The 17,310-nt window shown below is 65.5% G+C and carries 12 protein-coding genes and 1 pseudogene; all 13 read right to left on the bottom strand.

Going from position 1 to position 17,310, the window contains the following annotated elements; all coding sequences use genetic code 11:
* Positions 1-63: 63 nt before the first annotated feature.
* The 13 genes and pseudogenes from GGR62_RS14800 to GGR62_RS14740 all read right to left on the bottom strand — a co-directional run bounded on the left by GGR62_RS14800 (position 64) and on the right by GGR62_RS14740 (position 16,624).
* Positions 64-2,334 (bottom strand): methyl-accepting chemotaxis protein, encoded by a 2,271-nt coding sequence (locus GGR62_RS14800; protein ID WP_184408621.1) that lies wholly within the window; start codon positions 2,332-2,334, stop codon positions 64-66.
* Between the two features lie 265 nt (positions 2,335-2,599).
* Positions 2,600-4,903 (bottom strand): methyl-accepting chemotaxis protein, encoded by a 2,304-nt coding sequence (locus tag GGR62_RS14795; RefSeq protein WP_184408620.1) that lies wholly within the window; start codon positions 4,901-4,903, stop codon positions 2,600-2,602.
* Between the two features lie 13 nt (positions 4,904-4,916).
* Positions 4,917-5,678: a transporter gene (locus tag GGR62_RS14790; RefSeq protein WP_184408619.1), complete on the bottom strand. Its 762-nt coding sequence runs from the start codon at positions 5,676-5,678 to the stop codon at positions 4,917-4,919.
* 424 nt (positions 5,679-6,102) lie between these two features.
* Positions 6,103-8,280 (bottom strand): methyl-accepting chemotaxis protein, encoded by a 2,178-nt coding sequence (locus tag GGR62_RS14785; RefSeq protein WP_184408618.1) that lies wholly within the window; start codon positions 8,278-8,280, stop codon positions 6,103-6,105.
* A gap of 368 nt (positions 8,281-8,648) precedes the next feature.
* Complete coding sequence (locus GGR62_RS14780; RefSeq protein WP_184408617.1) at positions 8,649-9,182, bottom strand: hypothetical protein; 534 nt, start codon at positions 9,180-9,182, stop codon at positions 8,649-8,651.
* A gap of 286 nt (positions 9,183-9,468) precedes the next feature.
* Positions 9,469-9,837: pseudogene (locus GGR62_RS21295) on the bottom strand (hypothetical protein); the annotation flags it as partial.
* Between the two features lie 174 nt (positions 9,838-10,011).
* Positions 10,012-12,012 (bottom strand): chemotaxis protein CheA, encoded by a 2,001-nt coding sequence (locus tag GGR62_RS14770; protein WP_184408616.1) that lies wholly within the window; start codon positions 12,010-12,012, stop codon positions 10,012-10,014.
* A 33-nt stretch (positions 12,013-12,045) separates the two neighbouring features.
* Entirely contained in the window at positions 12,046-12,411 is a 366-nt protein-coding gene (locus GGR62_RS14765) for a response regulator (protein ID WP_002806565.1), read from the bottom strand.
* On the bottom strand, positions 12,408-12,716 hold the full coding sequence (locus tag GGR62_RS14760; protein WP_184408615.1) for an STAS domain-containing protein: 309 nt from the start codon (positions 12,714-12,716) through the stop codon (positions 12,408-12,410). The genes GGR62_RS14765 and GGR62_RS14760 overlap by 4 nt, the downstream gene beginning before the upstream one ends.
* A 103-nt stretch (positions 12,717-12,819) precedes the next feature.
* Positions 12,820-14,121 carry a chemotaxis protein CheW gene (locus GGR62_RS14755; protein WP_184408614.1) on the bottom strand — a complete coding sequence of 434 codons (1,302 nt, stop codon included), beginning with the start codon at positions 14,119-14,121 and terminating at the stop codon, positions 12,820-12,822.
* Entirely contained in the window at positions 14,118-14,900 is a 783-nt protein-coding gene (locus tag GGR62_RS14750) for a ParA family protein (RefSeq protein WP_184408613.1), read from the bottom strand. Before GGR62_RS14750 ends, GGR62_RS14755 begins: the two co-directional genes overlap by 4 nt.
* Position 14,901: 1 nt before the next feature.
* Complete coding sequence (gene motD / locus GGR62_RS14745) at positions 14,902-15,876, bottom strand: flagellar motor protein MotD (protein ID WP_184408612.1); 975 nt, start codon at positions 15,874-15,876, stop codon at positions 14,902-14,904.
* A 7-nt stretch (positions 15,877-15,883) separates the two neighbouring features.
* Positions 15,884-16,624, bottom strand: a complete 741-nt coding sequence (locus GGR62_RS14740; RefSeq protein ID WP_184408611.1) for a flagellar motor protein — start codon at positions 16,622-16,624, stop codon at positions 15,884-15,886.
* Positions 16,625-17,310: the final 686 nt, after the last annotated feature.

Here is a 17,310-nt window from a genome sequence, read left to right as displayed (position 1 = left end):
AAGCCGCGCTCCTGAAGAGCGCGACTTTGACTGCATCGGCCGCTACATCGCCGATACGGTGGTTTAGAACTCGGCCCAGTCCGATTCACTGGACGGTGCCACGGCCAGTGCGCCCCGTGCGGCAACAGCAGGCCGTGCTGCCGGCGACCTGGCAGTCGGCGGTGTGCTGGAAGACGCAGCGCGCGATTTGGCGGCGATGTGGCGCACCACCGGCGTGGCACGGGTCACCGCTTCCAGTTCGGCGGACAGGCGGAACAAGGCCACCGCTTCGGTGAGTTGCTGGGCCTGTTCTTCCATCGAACGGGCAGCGGCGGTGGCTTCTTCCACCAGGGCCGCGTTCTGCTGGGTGGCTTCGTCCATCTGGGTCACGGTCTGGTTGACCTGCTCGATGCCGGCCGACTGCTCCTGCGAGGCAGCGGAGATCTCGCTCATGATGTCGGTGACGCGCTGCACCGACGACACGATCTCGCTCATGGTGGCGCCGGCCTGGCTGACCAGCGCCGACCCTTCGGCGACCTTGCTCACCGAGTCGTCGATCAGTCCCTTGATCTCCTTGGCCGCGCCAGCCGAGCGCTGCGCCAGGGTGCGTACTTCGGAGGCGACCACGGCAAAGCCGCGTCCCTGTTCGCCGGCACGCGCCGCTTCCACCGCTGCATTCAAGGCCAGGATGTTGGTCTGGAACGCGATGCCGTCGATGACGCTGATGATTTCGGCGATTTTCTTCGATGACGTTTCGATGCCGGACATGGTGGTGACCACCTGGCCGACGACGTTGCCGCCGTGCGACGCCACATCTGCCGCGCCGATCGCCAACTGGTTGGCCTGGCGGGCGTGTTCGGCGTTCTGCTTGACGGTGGAGGTGAGCTCTTCCATCGAGGCGGCGGTCTCTTCCAGGTTGGCCGCCTGTTGTTCGGTGCGCTGCGACAGGTCGTTGTTGCCGGCAGCGATTTCGCCTGCTGCGGTGTTGATGGTCAGGGTGGAGTGCTTGATGCGGCCGACGATGTCGGTCAACCGCTGGGTGGTGGCATTGGCATCGTCGCGCAGGCGCGCGAACACGCCGTGGAACTCCCCATCCATGCGCGCGGTCAGGTCGCCGTCGGCCACGGCACCGAGCAACTGCGAGAGCTTGCCAAGATTGCGATCGCTGACGTCCATCATCGAATTCAGATCCGACACCATCACGGCGAAGTCGTACTTGAAGCGTGCGGCATCGCCACGCGCACTGAAGTCGCCGGCGGCAGCGGCTTGCGCCAGCTGCTTGATCTCGGTGTTGATCGACAACAGGCTGGCCTTGGCCGCATCCATCGCCTCGTGCAGGATCGCGCGGCTGGCCGGCAGACGGCGTGCGTCCTGGGTCAGGTCGCCTTGTGCGTACTGGTTGAGGATGCGTACGGAGTCGGTGATGGCATCCAGATGCTCAAAGATCATCGTATTGATGCCGCTGGCGAGCGTGCCGTACACGCCGGGGAAGTCTTCCGGCATGCGGTGGGTGATGTCCTCGGCCGCATGCAGATGCGACATGCGCGCGGTCTCGTCGGAGAAGCGGCGCAGCATCTGCGTCATGCTGCCGGTGGCATCCAGCATCTGCCCGATTTCGTCGTTGCCGGTCTTGTTCACCTGCACGCTCAGATCGCCGCGCGAGACTGCCCGGATCGCCCCCAGCGCCTTGGACAGCGGGTTGGTGATGCTGCGTGCGATCAGCCAGCCGAAGGTCACCGACAGTGCGGCCATCAACAGCGTACCGATCAGCAGCACGGCGCTGGTCAGCTTGGACGAGGCAGCGCTGGCAGCGACCATGTCGCCCAAGGCCTTGGACTGCCGCGCATACAATTTATCCACCGCAGCAAACAGCGTCTTGCGCAGCTCGCCGGACTGGCTGCGCGAAAATTCCCTGGCAGCCGTGCGATCGGGCTGTAGATAAAGTGGGCGCAGCTGCTGATTGGCAGCGAAGTAACGCGTGCTGGCATCGGTGAGCGCGGCGTAGTCGTCCTTCAACGCAGACGTGGGGCCGATCTTGCTATCGAGCGCCTTTTGCGTTTCGACATACTTGGCCTGGATCTCGTCCATGCGCTTGAGGAACATCGCATAGCGTTCCGGGTCTTCGAGATTGAGAAACTGGCCCACCTCATAGACACGGAATTCGCCGGCAAACCCGCGTAGCTCGGAGAGCCGGCTCAACACGGGCACCACGTCCTGGTTGATCAGGGCGGTTTGCTGCTGCATCTGGTTCATACGCCACAGGCCCAAGCCGCCCAGCAACGCGGTCAGGACTGCACTTAGGCAGAAGGCAGCCATCAGTTTGCGGCGGATCGGCCAATCGTTGAACTTATTCATCAGTTACCTTGGGTATCGCGCAGGGAGAGTCCAGCTCGCTAACGGCCCGCCGGTTTGATTCTTTACGCTGCACGGATGACTGGTTAGCGATAGTGCGCCGCAACCCGCAAAAATCATGCAAGAAACATGTTGCTGCGCTAGGCCACCCTCTGCTCGCATGACGCATCAGCCTGCACGCGCACGTGCGCGCCTGCAGGCCTGCGCACTTCCAGCATCCTGCAGTCGACCATGATTGCGCGTGGCGATCGCAGGCGGGCTGGCAGCGCTAGGGAGAGGCGGCCGTGCGCGTGGCCATGCCGCCGACGCGGGTGACGGCAGGTGCCGTCGGTGCGCGCGCCGACGCGATGGCGCCAGGCGCATCGGCCAGCGTGAAGCGCGACACCGCCTGCGCCAATTGGCCGGCCTGGTCTTCCATCGTGCGTGCGGCAGCGGTGGCTTCTTCCACCAATGCAGCGTTCTGCTGGGTCGCCTCATCCATCTGGGTGATGGTGCGATTGACTTGCTCGATGCCGGAGGACTGTTCCTGCGAGGCCGCAGCGATCTCGCCCATGATGCCGGTGACACGCTGCACGCTGGCCACGATATCGGCCATGGTGGTGCCGGCCTGGTGCACCAGCAGCGAGCCTTCGGCGACCTTGCTGACCGAGTCGTCGATCAGGTGCTTGATCTCCTTGGCCGCACCGGCGGAGCGTTGCGCGAGCATGCGCACTTCACTGGCGACGACCGCAAAACCGCGACCCTGCTCACCGGCCCGCGCCGCTTCCACCGCCGCGTTCAAGGCCAGGATGTTGGTCTGGAACGCAATCCCGTCGATGACGCTGATGATTTCAGCGATCTTCTTCGACGACACTTCGATGCCGGACATGGTGGTCACCACCTTGGCCACGACCGCACCGCCTTGCGAGGCGACACCGGCCGCGCCGATGACGAGCTGATTGGCCTGGTGCGCGCGCTCTGCGGTCTGCTTGACGGTGGAGGTGAGTTCTTCCATCGAGGCGGCGGTTTCTTCCAGGTTGGCCGCCTGTTGCTCGGTGCGTTGCGACAGATCGTTGTTGCCGGCGGCGATTTCGCTGGATGCGGTGTGGATGCTGCCGGCCGCCTGCTGGATACGCCCGATCACCAGTGCCAGGTGTTCGGCCGTGGTGTTGGCATCGTCGCGCATGCTGGCGAACACACCGTGGAAATCGCCCTGCATGCGTACGCTCAGGTCGCCGTCGGCCAGGGCGCTGAGCAGGCGCGAGATTGCTGCGATGCTGCCGGCGTTGGCGTCGAGCAAGGCATTGAGTTGCTGCGCCAGCTGCAGGAAAAAGCCCTGCTTGCCGGCGCTGTCGATGCGCTTGGACAGGTCGCCGGCAGCCGCGCTGCGCACCACATCGGCCACGTCGATCTCCACGCGCGCCTCGGCGGTGCGGTCGCGCCATTCGCAGACAAAACCCATGTGCGCGCCGGCTGCATCGCGAATGGCCGACACATCCTGGGTGATGCAGGCCGTGCGGTACTGCACCTCGCGTTGGGCGGCGCCCTGGCGGTCGAGACGTTGATAGATCTCCGCATCCTGCGCATTGCCCACTTCCAGCAGCGCCACCGATTGGCCGATCAGGTTCTGCGATCGCTCGAATGCCGGCGCGCAGGCATGGATGTCGTCGGCATAGGTCTGCAGCAAGGTCTGCAATGCGTTGTTGGTGTAGATGATGGTCAGGTCCGGGTCGGCGATGTACATGCCGGTGGAGGCGTTGTCGAGCGCGGTACGGATGCGCAGGTTTTCTGCGGCGATGCTGCGCTCGCGCTCCAATCGCTCGCGCAGTTCGCGCTGCATGCGGGCCAGCGCGGCCATCAGGCTGCGTGAATGGTGTGCGGCCACCGGAATCGGCTGGTCCAGCCGACCTTCGGCAATATGCTGGGCAGCGGTCATGGCGACCTGTGGCTCGCCGCCCAGCAGGCCGAACACCGAGCGCAGGATCCAGCCGGCGGCCAGTGCCAGGCAAACGAACGCGAGGACCACTGCGCCGCCTTGCTGCCACATCACCCGCTGGCTGTACTGCTCGGCCTGCTGGCGATTGGCCTTGTTCAAGGCCAGGATGCGCTCGCTGATGTCGCCCATGCGGGTTTCGAGCTGTTCGAATTTTTCGGTGAAATCGGCGTAGGCCGCGCTGCTGTCGGCATGCGTTTCGGCCAGGCCGATCACCTGGCTGGCCGAGGCGATATAGGCCTGCAAGGTGGGTGTCACTGCATCCAGATCGCTGCGCAGTGCCGGGGCGAGCGGCAACTTGCGGTTGGCTTCCAGCGCCTGATGGAATTCTGCGGCGTGTTCGTCCAGCGAGCTGCGTGCGTTGGCGATGGCGGCATCGTCCTGACGCGATGCGGCAAGCAGGCCGGCGGTGACGTCGCCGCGCAAGGCGTCGTGCATCATGTCCGCCTGCATGTGGTTGCGCAGCGCGTCGGAAGACGTCACCTGCGCGGCGATCGCGTCGAGCAGGCCGCGTTGGCCGTTGTAACCGACGCCGCCCAAGGCGAGCAGGGCAAGCGCTGCCACCAGCACCAGCATCCCCAGCATGTGCATGATCTTCATTGTGCGGCCTGTTTCAGAAGCGGAAAGACAGACCCACGCCGAGTGCGTGATCCGGTGAGCGATCGTTGAGGCCGCGGCTGTATACCGCATCCAGTTGCACATCGTTGCTCAGCAGCCAGGCAGAACCGACATCGAGCAGCGCGGTAGTGCCGCCGTCGTCGCTGTTGGCGATCTGCGGCAATGCCACTTCCACGAAGGAGCGCACGCGGTCGTTCCAGGCCTTGCCGAGCACCGCGCCGAAAATACCGGCGGTGTAGCGATTGCCTTGCCCATCGTCGTCCCACACCACGCCGGGCATCATGCCGGCGGAGATGCTGTCGCTGAGATCCCATTCGGCCACCAGCCGGAACGACGGCCGCGCACCGTGGCCGCGCAGGGCGCGTGCACCGCTGGGCAGGTCCACGTGCAGCAGCCAGGCCAGCGAGGCCTTGCCATCGTCGGAGCCGGCAAGATGGTGTTTGACGCCGAGCGAGACGTCGGACATGCCGCTGACCGTCGCTTCGCCGGGTGCATCGATGCGCTGGAGCCCATCGGTCTCCAGCCGCAATTCCCAGGTCGGGCCCAGGCCATAGCGGAACAGGGTGGGGGTGGCATAGCCATCGACGCGATTGTCGCGTTCCCACGCCACGCTGGTTTCCACCTGCAGCCGACGATCGCCGACGGTGAGGCTGGATTCGACGAAATCGGGACGGTCGGTGGCGATCGGCTCTTCGGCGCGGGCCTGGTCGATAGTGCCGAACAGGACAAGACAACTGGCGACAAGACAGACCTTCATGGCAACCCCTTGAACGATCGGAGATTCGGGTGCATGCGCGGGTCGGCGACCATGCGCATGGTCGACTGATCGGCTGTTGCGGTAAGCACAGACAGTCGATGACAGTTTGGTTAACGGCAACGGCCATTGAATCTTGATGTGCCGGCAAGCAACGGCAGGGCAGGGGTCTGTTCGCAAAGTGCCAGCCAGGCGATGCGCCGGGTATGCGATGCGCCGTTGCGTGGAGCGCGTGATGGACATGGGGATGCGTGCCAAGCGGGCTGTGGCGCGTCGAGACACGGCGTGAGGCACGACTCCAGGTGGTCGTGGCCCCGGGCATCGAGGTTCTTGTCGTTCGATGCCCGGGGCGCTGCCGGGTGCCGATGCCAATCGGCCGGAATGCTGTGCAATTGGGTAGTACGCCATCACCGATGCCGGCGTGCGGTCAGGTGACCGCGAGCAGCGCCCTTGCGCGCGCACCGGCGCCGCCGTGGTTGCGTTGTGCGGGCACCACCGCGCTCACCCGGAAGCTGGACACCGCATCGTCCAGCTGCTGCGCCTGCTGTTGCATCGCATTGGCGGCGGCGGTGGCTTCTTCCACCAGCGCGGCGTTCTGCTGAGTGCTCTCGTCCATCTGGGTGACGGTGAGATTGACCTGTTCGATGCCGGCCGACTGCTCCTGCGAGGCGGCAGAAATCTCGGCCATGATATCGGTGACGCGCTGCACCGAAGATACGATCTCGGCCATGGTGGTGCCGGCCTGATCCACCAGCGCCGAGCCCTGGGTAACCTTGCCGACCGAATCGTCGATCAGGTGCTTGATCTCCTTTGCCGCACCGGCCGAGCGCTGCGCGAGCGTGCGGACCTCCGATGCGACCACGGCAAAACCGCGTCCCTGTTCGCCGGCACGCGCGGCTTCCACCGCCGCGTTCAAGGCCAGGATATTGGTCTGGAAGGCGATGCCGTCGATGACGCTGATGATCTCGGCGATCTTCCTGGACGAGGTCTGGATGCCGGACATGGTGTCCACCACCTGGCTGACCACGTGCCCACCCTGCGATGCCACCTTCGCAGCGCCGATCGCCAGCTGGTTGGCCTGACGCGCGCTCTCGGCGTTCTGTTTGACGGTGGAGGTGAGTTCCTCCATCGAAGCGGCGGTTTCTTCCAGATTGGCCGCTTGTCGTTCGGTGCGCTGCGACAGGTCGTTGTTGCCGGCAGCGATTTCGCCGGCCGATCCGGTGATGGCGCTGGCGGCCTGCTGGATGCGCCCGACAATGCCGGCCAACTGCGTGGCCGTGGTGTTGGCATCGTCGCGCATCCGCGCGAACACGCCGTGGAACTGGCCATCCATGCGTATGGTGAGATCGCCTTCTGCCAGTGCCGCCAGCAGCTCGGACAACTTGCCCAGGTTGCGGTCGCTGACCTCCATCATCGCGTTCAAGTCGTTGATCATGCGCGCCGAGTCGTGCTTGAAGCGCGTTGCATCGCCGCGTTGACTGAAATCGCCGTTGGCCGCTGCTTGCGCCAGCCGCTTGATCTCGGTGTTGATCGCCAACAGGCTGGCCTTGGCCGCGTCCATCGCCTCGTGCAGCACAGCGCGGGTGCCGGGCAGGCGGGTGGCGTCGTGCGACAGGTCGCCTTGCGCGTATTCGTTGAGAACGCCGATGGCATCGACGATGGCATCCAGGTGTTCGAAGACCATGGTGTTGATGCCGCTGGCCAGTTCGCCGTAGACACCGGGGAAATCGGTGGGCATGCGGTGGCTGACGTCTTCGCCGGCATGCATGTGCATCATCACCTTGGTCTGCGCGGAGAAGCGCTCCAGGGTGTGCACCATGTCGTCGGTGGCCTTGAGCATCTGGCCGACTTCATCGCGGCCATGCGGTGCGGTGCGCACGCTCAGGTCGCCGCGCGCCACGCCCTGGATGGCAGCGAGCGCGCGCGACACCGGTTCCAGGATCGAATTGCCGATCATCCAGCCCGCCAGCAGGTTGATCAGCATCAGCACGCCGCCGGCGAACGCGACAATGCCGGTGAAAGCCAATGCCTGGGCCTGGGTGTCGTCCAGATACACACCGGTGCCGATCACCCAGCCCCACGGCTTGTACAGCGCCGCATAGGAGGTCTTGTGGACGGGGTCTTTTTCGCCGGGTTTTGCCCACGAATAATCGACGTAGCCGCCGCCCGCCTGCGCGGCGGTGACGAAGGCCGGGAAGATGCGCAGTCCGTCGGGGCTGAGCACATCGGACAGGGGTTTGCCGATCAGATCCTTGCGAATGGGGTGCATCAGCATCGTCGGTGACTGATCGGTGACGTAGATGTAATCCACGCCGTCGCGTGCGCGCATGGACGACAGCGTCGACAGCGCTCTGCTCTTTGCGGTGGCCAGATCCATCTCGCCTTTTTCGGCGCGTTTGGCATAGCCATCGACCACTGCAGTGGCCATTTCGATCTGGCTCCTGAGCCCCTCACGGCGCGTATCGGTGAGTTCCACGTATTGCATGCGGGCGGCGATCACCGCCAGCGCGATGATGCCCAGGGCCACCAGTGCTGTCTGGGCGAGGAACTTGCGCTTGAGCGGCACATTGGCAAGCGTATTGGCAACCGTGGTCTTCAACGTCATGGCTTCCATCCAATGAGTAGGGAACGTGACCGGGATAAGACACTTAACGACCGGAGCCGGAAAATATGGAGTCGCGTTTGTTAGCCGTGCGGCAACCGGTTGCGGTTTTCAGGTTGTCGCCGGGTCACCGGATGGCCGGTGCGGGTCTTGAGCTGTCCGTTGCAATGCACGTCAATGGACTTGGCGTGGGTCGCGGTGGTCGGGCATGGGGACAGAAGTCGCCTCGGCGTGGGCGTTATGCCGGCACGCAACAGTGGCGCGCACGGTGCGCTCCGCCGGGGGCTGATGCACCGGCGCCGCGAGGGGACGTTTTAGAATTGCAGATGCGATGCGGCCATGATCGACAGGCCGCAACGTCTGGGATCGGCTCAGCGGCGTTGCGGTTTGCTCACGCTGGCCACCGACTGCTGCAAGCTCTGCAGCTCGGTCCACACCTGTTGTTGCGGGTCGCCTGCAAGGCTGGGTGCCAGCGCCTGCGCGGAGCGCAGATCGCCTTCATGCAGGGCGCGATTGGCCTGGCGTTGTTGCGCCAGATACAGGCCCAGCTGCTGTTGCACCCGGGCGAACTGGCGCGCCTGTTCGCCCTGCGGGGCGGTGGCCTGGAAGTAGCCGGCATGCCGCGCAATGCGTTGACGCAAATTGCCCAGGCGCTCGTCGTAGGCCTGGACACGCGCGGGATCGTGCGAGGCGGCAAGCTGTGCCCGCTGGTCGTTGCGCAACTGCGCCAGATCGATGGCGAGTGAGTGCAGCGCGCTCATCGGCACGCTGTCCAGAAGCACGGTGACCGGCGCCGCAGGCGCAGAGAAGGACGGCGTCAACGACACGCCGGCAGCTACCAGTGCAACGGCGAACACAGCGCCCAGCAGATGGCGGGCAGGGTGTCTGGACTTGGCGATGTGCATGCGGACTTCCTTCGACGTGACGCGGGCAACGTGGCCCTCATTGCTGTGTGTATCGGCCGCAGGCGCGTGCGCTTGATCGGCTTTCGACCAACGGCAGCACCGCACGCGCGGTGCGCGAGCGCGGCAGTGCCAAGAGGTCTATCCGCGGCTGCCACACGGCAACACGCCCCGGCGGTACCGAGGCGTCTTTGAAGGGCGATCATCACGTGCCAATTGGCGGCCGACACCACCCAATGGGCGATCTTGCAACGAGCGCGCGGTCCAACCCCATTCCCTGAGGGGAGGGTTACGTCCGGAATTCGTGCCAGCGGGGGTCGGTGTGGGCCGCCGCTGCAACTGCCGGGCGCGGGGCAGCAGCGATGTTGGTAGCGGATTTGGCGATGACGGCCACGATCGGGCGCTTGGCGGCTGGCGCGTCGAGACCCACTCGAATACGCGGCGCCGATGGCCCTGCGACGGTCGGCACGCGCTTGAACAGCGACACCGCATCGGCCAACTGGCCTGCCCGGTGTTCCATCGAACGTGCAGCGGCGGTGGCTTGTTCCACCAGGGCCGCGTTCTGCTGGGTGGCATCGTCCCTCTGCGTCACGGTCTGCTCGGCCTGCTCGATACCGGCCGATCGTTCCTGTGCGGCGGCGGAAACCTCGCCCAGGATGCCGGGCATGCGCGCCGAGACGGTCGTTGAGCCAGACATGGCCGAGGGCCAGGACATACTGCGGGTCGTGCCATGCCGCGCGGATTGGTCGGCGCTGGCGGACCCAGTCCGCCGGGAACTATCGCATCATCATGTGTTGCCACGCGGCGTCCATGCCGCGCGTGTTGCGTTGACTCAGGCCGCTTGCGGCACGCGCAGCGAGCGCACCAGTCCACCGATGTCCACGATCAGCGAAACCCGCCCATCGCCCAGGATGGTGGCGCCGGAGACGCCCGGGATACGCCGGTAGTTGTTTTCGATGTTCTTGACCACGACCTGTTGCTGGCCGAGCAGTTCGTCCACTTCCAGCGCGATCTTCTGGCCATCGCCTTCGACCACCACCACCAGCGGTTCCTGCGAGGACTGTTGCCCGCCGAAGCCGTAGTAATTGGTCAGCGACAGAATTGGCAGATACTCGCCGCGCACCCGCAACACACGGCCGTCGCCAGCCATTGCGCGGATGTCTTCCGGCGCCGGCTGCAGTGCTTCGAGCACGTAGGCCAGCGGCAGGATCAAGGTTTCGCCAGCCACCGAGACGGTCATGCCGTCGAGGATGGCCAGGGTCAGCGGCAGACGGATCAGCACGCGGGTTCCGCTGCCGGCGTTGCTTTCCAGCTGCACTTCGCCACCCAGGCCCTGGATGTTGCGGCGGACCACGTCCATGCCCACGCCACGACCGGACAGGTCGGTGACCGCATCGGCGGTGGAGAAGCCCGGCGCGAAGATCAGGTCCCACACCTGCGCGTCGGTCGGGTTGTCCGGCACGGCAATGCCGCGTTCGGCCGCTTTTTCCAGGATCTTGTCGCGATTGAGGCCACGGCCGTCGTCGCTGACTTCGATCACGATGTGGCCGCCCTGATGCGATGCGGCCAGGGTAATGGTGCCGGTCTCGTCCTTGCCGGAGGCGCGACGCGCATCGGGCAGTTCCAGACCGTGGTCGATCGAGTTGCGCACCAGATGCACGAGCGGATCGGCAATCTTTTCGATCAGGCCCTTGTCCAGCTCGGTGCCTTCGCCAATGGTGCGCAGACGCACCTGCTTGCCGAGGCGGCCGGACAGGTCGCGGACCAGGCGCGGGAAGCGACGGAACACCGCGTCCACCGGCAGCATGCGCACGCCGATGACCGCTTCCTGCAGATCGCGGGTATTGCGCTCCAGCAGGTCCAGGCCGGCGCACAGCTGTTCGGCATGCACCGGATCCAGCCCGGTGGAGACCTGCTTGAGCATGGCCTGGGTGATGACCAACTCACCGACCAGATTGATCAGTGCATCGACCTTGTCCACGCTGACGCGGATGGAGGTTTCGGCTTCGGCGGCGGCGGCCTTGGCCGGCGCGGCGGCGGCTGCCGGTTCGCCGGCGGTCGCTGGTGCCGCAGCGGCGACAGGCGCGGCTACAGCGGCGTCCACGGCCAGGCTCGGCGGCGGGCCGGGCACCGCCATCGGGCGGATATCCAGCTCGCAATCGTCCACCACCCAGGCGAAGGTGTCTTCGATCTTGCTGCGCGGAATCTTGCCGATCAGGCCAAGATCCCACGCCAGGTAGGCTTCCAGCGGGTCGATGTTTTCAAAGCCCGGCATGCGTTCCAGGCGCGCGGCGATCTGCAGCGGGCCAAGATGCTCCAGCTCGCGGATGATGCGCAGCGGGTCGTTGCCGCTCATGAACAGCGACGGCGCCGGGGTGAAGCCGATGTGCCAGGCTTCGGGTTCTTCTTCCTTCGGCTTGGCGACCACCGCAGCGGCCGGCGCTTCGCCCGCGAGTACCGCATTCAAACGGGTGTGCACGGCCTTGACCGCAGCCGGGTCTGCCGGGGTGCCGTGTTCGGCTTCGCGCAACAGGGCGCGCAGCACGTCGACCGAGCCAAGCATGGCATCGACCGCGTTGGGCTGTAACTGACGCTTGTTGGAGCGCAATTCGTCCAGCAGCGTCTCCAGCACGTGGGTCAGGCCGGCGACCGCCTCGAAACCGAAAGTGGCCGCGCCACCCTTGATCGAGTGCGCGGCGCGGAACACCGAGTTGATGATTTCCGGGTCGCGGTTGCCTTCTTCAAGCGACAGCAGACCGGCCTCCATCGCGTCGAGCCCTTCACGGCTTTCCTCAAAAAAGGTGGCGTGGAAACGCTGCAGGTCCATGCTCATGGGCGTGAAATCCGATGGTGAAGCGAGAGGGAATTAACCCAGGACTTTCTGGACGGTGGCGATCAGCTGTTCTGGATTGAACGGCTTGACCAGCCAACCGGTGGCACCGGCGGCCTTGCCTTCGGACTTCTTGTCGGCCGCCGACTCGGTGGTGAGCATGAGCATCGGGGTGAACTTGTAGTCGGGCAGCTGGCGCAGTTCGCGGATCAGCGAGATGCCGTCCATGTTGGGCATGTTCACGTCGGTCACCACCGCATTGAAGCGCTGGCCCTTCGCGCGGCCCAGCGCGACGGCGCCGTCTTCGGCTTCTTCGACGGCGAAGCCGGCAGAGGTGAGGGCGAAAGAGACCATCTGGCGCATCGACGCCGAATCGTCCACCACCAAGATACGTGCGCTCATGCGGCGTTCTCCACAGATTTCAGGTTGTCATTGGATGCGGGAAGTCCGAGTGCGTCGGTGACGCCGAGCAGACGAGCCGCATCTCTAAAGGTGTCGTTGCAGCCATCGAATTCGGTGTGCAAGCCAGCCTCGCGGCGGGCCTGCACAAAGGCGCAGAGCAACTGCACGCTGGCGGTATGGATGCGCCGGACGCTGCCGGCGTCAAGCACCAGCTCGCCGTCCTGCGTCAGGACTGCGGCAAGTTTTTGCTTGAGGTCGGCGCTGGTCTCGATGCCGAGATCATCGCCCAATGTCACTGTGCTCATTGTTGCTCCGAACGGATGGTTCTATGCGTACTAACGGCGGGAGGCGGAAAAGCTTTAACGCTGAATCGTTGTGCGTGCAGAGAGGCGTCAGCTGAGCGGCGCATCAATGCAGCAAATGGCTGGCGTCGAGCAGGATCATCGGCTGATGGCCCAGGCGTGCGACACCACGGAACAGGTTGTTGGAGATGCGGCACAGGCGTGCGTTGTCCGGCGGCTCGATCTGCTGATCGGTGAGGCTGGTGACGTCTTCCACCGCCGAGACGCGCAGTCCCATGGTTTCGCCGTTTTCTTCCAGCACCACCACACGCGTCTGCAGATCCATATCGACCGGTGAAGAGCCCAGGTGAACGCCCAGATCGATCACCGGCACGACCTGACCACGCAGATTCATGATGCCGAGCATCGCGCTGGCGGTGCCGCGCAAGGGCAATAGCGGTACCGGCAACACCACTTCCTGCACCTTGAGCAATTCCAGGGCATAGGTCTGCTCGCCGCAGCGCAGGCGCAGCCAGCGCGTACTGCGTTCGCTGGCGCGGCGTTCGGCGTGGATGCGTTCGGCCTGGCCAGGCGCCAGCAGCGCCTGCAGCCCATGCGGCTGGATCGGCGCCGAGGGTGCGCGTTGCGGCGCGGCCATCGGGGCCATCGCCGCGCGCGCAGGGGCGGGCGGGGGCGGCGCGGCAACCGCGAACGCGGGGTCTTCGTCCATCTCCGACAACAGGTCGGCAGCCAACAGGTCGGCGCCGGAGTCCGCAGTGCCGAAAGCCGGGTCTGCGTCCATTTCGGCCATCAGATCGGCCGTGCTCATAAACGGGCTGGGCGCGGCCGTGGCGAAGGCCGGATCGGCGTCCATCTCGGCCAGGAAATCGGCAGCGATGTCGGTGGCGCTCGGCGCTGCGACGACCGGCGGGCCGAAGGCCGGATCGGCATCCATTTCGGCCAGGAAGTCGGCGGCGATGTCGGCGGCGCTCGGCGCTGCGACGACCGGCGGGCCGAAGGCCGGATCGGCATCCATTTCGGCCAGGAAGTCGGCGGCGATGTCGGCGGCGCTCGGCGCTGCGACGACCGGCGGGCCGAAGGCCGGGTCTGCATCCATTTCGGCGAGGAAATCGGCGGCGATGTCTGCGGCGCTGGGCGCTGCGACAATTGCCGGGGCGAAGGCCGGATCGGCGTCCATTTCAGCCAGGAAATCGGTGGTGATCGCTTCGGCGCTGACCACGGCGCTAATCGCATCCGGCACGTCGGCGCGCTGCACGGGCGGCTCGGCCAGCGCCAGATCCGCGTCGGCAAGCACCGCCGCGGCGATGGGCTCGGCGACGGCGACGGGTGCGAATACCTGCACATCGCCATCGTGCAACAGGCCTTCCAGATAATCGTCCAGCTCACCGTTGGCGGTGTGGTTGCTCATGCGGCTTGCTCCATACGCATCGCGTCATCGGCCAGCACCCATTCCAGCGCGCGGCGATAGGCGGACAGGCCACGGCCCTGATAGTCGCCGCTGGTGGCGGGCACGGTGAGTGCGGCGGCATTGCAAATACGGGTGTCCATCGGCACGGCGTCTTCCCACACCAACGGGCCGTAGGTGTCCTGCATTTCCTTGAGTGTTTCGTTGCCGGCGCGGGTGCGGCGGTCGAACAGGGTCGGCAGGATCGACACCGGCAGATCGCGGCGACGCGAGCGCTGCACCATGTCGGCGGTGCGCACCATGCTGGCCAGGCCATGCAGCGCGAGCGGCTCGGCCTGGGTCGGCACCACCACGCGGTCGCAGGCGGCCAGTGCATTGATCATCAGCAGGCCGAGCGTGGGCGGGCAGTCGAGCAGGATGTAGTCGTGCTGGCCGGCGTGGCGGGTCATCGCGTTCTGCAGGGCCAGGCCCAGGCCGGGCTGGTTGGCGCTGCGGCGTTCCAGTGTGGCCAGTGCAGCTTGCGCACAGACATAGGACAGGCCGGGGATGGTGCTTTCGTGCAGCAGGCTGGCCAGATCGCTCGGCGGGGTGCCGAACAGGTCCAGCACGCCGCGCGGCGGCGGGTCGACCGCCACGCCGAATGCACGGGTGAGCGAGGAGTGCGGATCGAGGTCGACCAACAGCACCCGGTGGCCGAGCGCGGCCAGGCCACGACCCAGCGCCAGCGTCGTGGTGGTCTTGCCCACGCCGCCCTTTTGGTTGGCGATTGCCCAGATACGCATCTCACTGCACTCCTTGAATTACGGCGGGAACGGAACTTGTGCCGCTTTCGGTGGTGGCGGCCGTTTGGCCGCCGTCAGACTTGGGAAGCTTGGGCGCCCCGGCGGCGGTCGCCTGCATCTGCGACGGCGGATCGGGTGCGAGTGAGCCAGCCGAGTCCGCGAGGATGATTAACACCACACGCCGGTTCGCATTCCGTCCCGCCTCGGTTGTGTTATCGGCACGTGCGCGGAATTCTCCATAGCCCACCATCGCCAATCGCTGCGGGGCGATGCCGTCGTCGGCAAACAGGTGCACCACGCTGGCCGCACGCGCCGCCGACAGTTCCCAATTGGAGGGAAACTGCACGGTGGCGATCGGCTGGTTGTCGGTATAGCCCTCCACCCGCACGCCATTGGGCGCATTGCGCAGCACCGAGGCCAGCGTGGACAGCGTGCCGCGGGCGCCGCCGGCCAGGGTGGCCGAGCCGGTACCGAACAGGATGTCGCTGTTGATCTCCACTTCGATCCACAGATCGTTGCGGCGGATGGTGATGAGTTTCTTGTCGATCAGCGGCGCCAGCGTCTTGCTCAGCTGTTGCGCCACTGCATCCATCTGTCGCTGCGCACGCGCCAGTTGCGCCTGATTGCGCAGCGACACCGGCATGCGCATCTGCGCGGCCATCGACGGCAGCAGGGTGGGGTCGGTCGGTCCGTTGGAGGCCGCCATCGGTGCGCCGGCCTTGATGACCGAGGGGCGGTCGTAATCGGCGCCCAGGGTCTGGGTCTTGCCGATCTGCACCGGGCTGGCGGTGTTGGACGAGCCGCCGAACGCAGTGGTCAGCGCCTGCGCCATCACCTTGTATTTGCCCTCGTTGAGCGAGGAGATCGCGTACATCACCACGAAGAACGCCAGCAGCAGCGTCATCAGATCGGCATACGGAATCGCCCACGCTTCGTGGTTGCCATGGTCTTCGTGATGTTTGCGACGGCGGGCCATGACGGGGCTAATGCAAGTAGCCTGCCAATTTCGACTCGATGTTGCGCGGGTTCTCGCCTTGGGCGATCGCGATCAAGCCTTCGATCGCCATTTCGCGCTCGTTGGTACTGCAATGGATGACGCTTTTGAGCTTGGCGGCGACCGGCAGAAATAGCAGGTTGGCCGAGGCGATGCCGTAGATGGTGGCGGTGAACGCTGCCGCGATGCCGTGGCCGAGCATGGCCGGGTCGGCCAGATTCTTCATCACCGCCATCAGCCCCAGCACCGCACCGATGATGCCCAGCGTGGGCGCGTAGATGCCCATGCCTTCGAACACCTTGGCGGCGGCAAGATCCTGACGCTCCTGGTTGTCCACCTCGATTTCGAGCATGTGGCGCATGGATTCGGGCTCCACCCCATCGACCAGCATCTGCAGGCCCTTGCGCAGGAACGCGTCGTCCTGGCGCGGAAGCTGGTCTTCCAGGCCCAGCAGGCCCTGACGGCGCGCGATGTTGCTCCATTCGACGATGTGCGACAGCAACTGCGGGCGGTCGCTGGCCGGCGGCTGGATCACCCAGCGCAGGATCTTGAAGGCGCGCCGGAAAACTGCCGGCGAGGTGTGCAGCAGGATCGCCGCCACGGTGCCGACGATCACGATCACGAAGGCAGCCGGCGACCACAGCGACGAAATGCCGGCACCTTTCAACACGCTGCCGCCCACGATCGCCACGACCGCCAGCACCAGTCCGATAATGCTCAATCTGTCCATGCAAGCGGTATCGGCCCAAGTGCGGCGGACTTGATAGAGGCGGGCGCTTGAGAGCGCCAGAAAGTTGTCGTTCTGCGGTGTGCGCCCGATTCCTGGCGGGCGCCGGCGCGTCGCTTGCGCGTCTTTGGCGCCGGTGGCGCATCGTGACCGCTGGACCAATGCCAACAGACCGGTGCGCTCGCATCGAGAGTGTGCGCCTGTGTTGATCGACTGTCGGCGGGATATCTGCCGGCGATGCCTCCCCATCCGCCCTTTGGGCACCTTCCCCCGCAAGCGGGAGACGGGACGAAATCGCGTCCACGATAGCCCCTCGCCCATTTGATAGCCCCTCTCCCGTTTGCGGGAGAGGGGTTGGGGTGAGGGTAGTTGTACGGAATGTGTTCCGTCACCCACCTACGCGCAGTGAGGTCTTCGGAAAGGACAACGGCCGCCGGGCGCGGCCGTTGTCATTAAATCAAGCAACCCGGATCGTATTCCCGATCCCCGATCCCCGATCCCCGATCCCCGATCCCCGATACCCAATCCCCAATCCCCAATCCCCAATCCCCAATCCCCAATCCCCAATCCCCAATCCCCAATCCCCGATCCCCGATCCCCCGATCCCCAATCCCCAATCCCCAATCCCCAATCCCCAATCCCCAATCCCCAATCCCCAATCCCCAATCCCCAATCCCCAATCCCCAATC

Origin of the sequence: Xanthomonas sp. 3075 (assembly GCF_014197275.1) — a bacterium.
Taxonomy (GTDB): Bacteria; Pseudomonadota; Gammaproteobacteria; order Xanthomonadales; family Xanthomonadaceae; genus Xanthomonas; species Xanthomonas campestris_B.
Note: the sequence above shows the minus strand (reverse complement) of the source record. Positions and strands in the feature narration are given on the sequence as shown.